This window comes from Pseudomonas sp. PS02303 (assembly GCF_029959925.1).
GTDB lineage: Bacteria > Pseudomonadota > Gammaproteobacteria > Pseudomonadales > Pseudomonadaceae > Aquipseudomonas > Aquipseudomonas mandelii.
This window is the reverse complement of the sequence record NZ_JASCOM010000421.1, coordinates 1-3,128: the sequence shown is the minus strand read 5'-3', so window position 1 is coordinate 3,128 and position 3,128 is coordinate 1. Positions and strand designations below refer to the sequence as shown.

The 3,128-nt window shown below is 59.5% G+C and carries 3 protein-coding genes; 2 read left to right on the top strand and 1 reads right to left on the bottom strand.

Annotated elements, in window-relative coordinates; translation table 11 throughout:
* Positions 1 to 75 precede the first annotated feature (75 nt).
* On the bottom strand, positions 76 to 816 hold the full coding sequence (locus QMX98_RS33540) for an SDR family oxidoreductase (protein WP_282412036.1): 741 nt from the start codon (positions 814 to 816) through the stop codon (positions 76 to 78).
* A gap of 124 nt (positions 817 to 940) precedes the next feature.
* Here QMX98_RS33540 and QMX98_RS33535 point away from each other — a divergent pair, with 124 nt between their 5' ends.
* A complete protein-coding gene (locus QMX98_RS33535) occupies positions 941 to 1,831 on the top strand; it encodes a LysR family transcriptional regulator (protein WP_282412035.1) in 891 nt (296 codons plus the stop codon).
* A 163-nt stretch (positions 1,832 to 1,994) separates the two neighbouring features.
* Positions 1,995 to 3,032 (top strand): L-glyceraldehyde 3-phosphate reductase, encoded by a 1,038-nt coding sequence (mgrA, locus tag QMX98_RS33530; RefSeq protein ID WP_010464790.1) that lies wholly within the window; start codon positions 1,995 to 1,997, stop codon positions 3,030 to 3,032.
* The last annotated feature ends 96 nt before the right edge of the window (positions 3,033 to 3,128 follow it).

Here is a 3,128-nt window from a genome sequence, read left to right as displayed (position 1 = left end):
CGCCTACAGATTGCGCGCAACTCCTGTAGGCGCGAGGCTTGCCCGCGAAGGCGTCTGGCCTGCCTGCAAACCAGCTTAAACCAATCCACCATTCACCCGCAGAATCTGACCATTGACCCAAGCCGAATCCGGCCCGACCAGAAACGACACCACACGAGCAATGTCCTCTGGCTGACCGAGACGCTCCAGCGGAGGCATCTTGGCGAAGGTCTGGATCTGCTCTTCGCTCTTGCCGTGCAAAAACAATTCGGTCGCTATCGGCCCGGGGGCGACTGCGTTGACGGTGATGTTGCGCCCGCGCATTTCTTTGGCGAATACCTGGGTCAGGGATTCCACGGCCGCTTTGCTGGCGATGTACACCGCGTACCCCGGCAGGTTGAGCCCGACGGTGCTGCTGGAAAAGTTGACGATCCGCCCGCCGCTGTTCAGACGCGTCGCCGCCTCACGCAAGGTGTTGAAGGTGCCGCGCGCGTGGATGTTGAAGGTCTGGTCGAACAGTTCGTCTGTGTGTTGCGCCAGCGGCATCACTTTGAGAATGCCGGCGTTGTTGATCAGCACATCGACCTTGCCCAGCTGCGTTTCGGTCTCGTCGAACATCCGGCGTACGTCGTCGGCATTGGCCACATCGGCCTTGATCGCTATGGCTTGATGGCCGGCCTGACGCAACTCCACCACCCGTTTTGAGGCTTCGATGGCGCTGCTGGCGTAGTTGATGGCGACGGCGAACCCTTCGCTGGCCAGTTGTCTGGCGATCACGGCACCGATGCCACGGGAGGCGCCGGTCACGAGGGCAACTTTCGAAGTTTGAGTAGTCATGGCGAACCTTTGAAGGTGTTTGTTGGGGTGAAGCCAGATTCACATGTTTACCGAAGCCGATAAATGCACGAGAGTTGCCTTGACTGTTCAATAATCGCCAACAATCGAGGAGCAGGAGCCAAGCGTGGATCAAGTCAAAGCAATGAAGGTTTTCGTGCGGATCTACGAGCGCAGCAGCTTCACGCTGGCCGCCGAGGACCTGAATCTACCGCGGGCGACGCTGACCCATACGCTGAATCAGTTTGAAGCGTGGCTCGGTACGCGCTTGTTGGAACGCAGCACCCGCAGGGTGCGTCCGACGCTGGACGGCGAGGCCTACTATCAGCGTTGTGTGCACTTGCTGGCGGAACTGGAAGAAGCCGAACTGGCGTTTCGCGGTTGCGCACCCAAAGGCCGCTTGCGCGTGGACTTGCATGGCACCCTGGCCAGGCATTTTGTGATCCCGGCATTGCCACAATTCATGGAGCGTTACCCGGACATCGAGTTGTCCATCAGCGAAGCCGACCGTTTTGTCGACCTGATCGCTGAAGGCGTCGACTGCGTGCTGCGCGCCGGCACCTTGAGTGATTCGGCGCTGATCGGAAAACGCATCGCCAACCTGCGCCAGATCACCTGCGCCAGCCCCGCCTATCTGCGTCAATACGGTGAACCGAAAAGCCTTGAAGACCTGAAACACCATCGCGCGGTGAACTACGTCTCGCGCACCACCGCCAAGTTGTTCCCTTTCGAATTCATGGTCGATGGCGAGCTGAAAGAAGTCGCTATCGAAGGCGCGGTTTCAGTGTTCGGCGCGGAAATCTACGCGGCGTCGGCAATTGCCGGGCTCGGCCTGATCCAGTGTCCGCATTACCGTATGGAGGCGCAGATTTCCCAAGGCCTGGTGCAAGAAGTCCTCATCGACACGCCGCCACCGTCAATGCCGGTTTCGGTGCTGTACCCCCACAACCGACACATGTCGCCACGGGTTCGGGTGTTTGTGGATTGGTTGGGGGAGCTGTTTACGGGCGCTGTTTGACCTTGCTGTTCTTGATCGTTCCCACGCTCCGCGTCGGAACGATCATCTGTGAAACGTTTCAGCTTTTTCGCGAGTCCGAGGTTTATCGGCGTTTGTCTCGGCGTATGCTGGGCAACTTGCGAAGCAGTCGATACCAACTTCAAGACAGACAAGAGAGGATTCGATGACTTACACCGCTGCCGAAAACCGCTACGACTCTATCCCTTACCGCCGCGTAGGCCGCAGCGGTCTGGTGCTGCCGGCGCTGTCCCTGGGGCTGTGGCACAACTTCGGTGACAGCACGCCGATCGACACTCAGCGCTCGCTGTTGCGCACCGCCTTCGACCTGGGCATCAACCACTTCGACCTGGCCAACAACTATGGCCCGCCGTATGGCAGCGCCGAGATCAACTTCGGTCGTTTGCTGCGTGAAGACTTCAAGCAGTACCGCGACGAGTTGATTATTTCGAGCAAGGCCGGTTGGGACATGTGGCCCGGCCCTTATGGCCAGGGCGGCGGTTCGCGTAAATACGTGCTGGCCAGCCTCGACCAGAGCCTGCAACGCCTGGGCCTGGACTACGTGGACATCTTCTATTCCCATCGCTTCGACCCCGACACCCCACTGGAAGAAACTGCCAGTGCGTTGGCCACCGCCGTACAGCAGGGCAAGGCGCTGTACATCGGCATCTCGTCCTATTCCGGGGTGAAAACCCGTGAGATGGCGGCGCTGCTGAAAGAGTGGAAAGTGCCGTTGCTGATTCACCAACCAGCCTACAACCTGCTCAATCGCTGGGTTGAAAAGGATCTGCTGGACGTCACCGACGAACTCGGCACTGGCGTGATTGCGTTCACGCCATTGGCGCAGGGCTTGTTGACCGACAAGTACCTCAATGGCATTCCGAAGGATGCGCGGGTCAATCGCCCGGGCGGTGGTTCTTTGCAGGAATCTCATCTGTCCGAAGCCAACATCGCCCACGTGCGCGGGCTCAACGAAATCGCCAAGCGTCGCGGTCAGAGCCTGGCGCAACTGGCGTTGGCATGGACGCTGCGCGATCCGCGCGTGACCTCGGCACTGATCGGTGCGAGCCGGCCGGAGCAGATTATCGAGAACGTCGCAGCGTTGAAGAATTTGAGTTTCAGCGCGGAAGAACTGGCGGAAATTGACCGGTTTGCCCAGGAAGGCGGGATCAATCTTTGGGAGAAGCCTTCGACGGCTGAATAAGTGTTCGGCGGCGGGTCTTCCTGAGCCTGTTCGTGCCTCTTCGCGAGCAGGCTCGCTCCCACAGTGTATTTGTGTCAGGCACAGACCCTGTGGGAG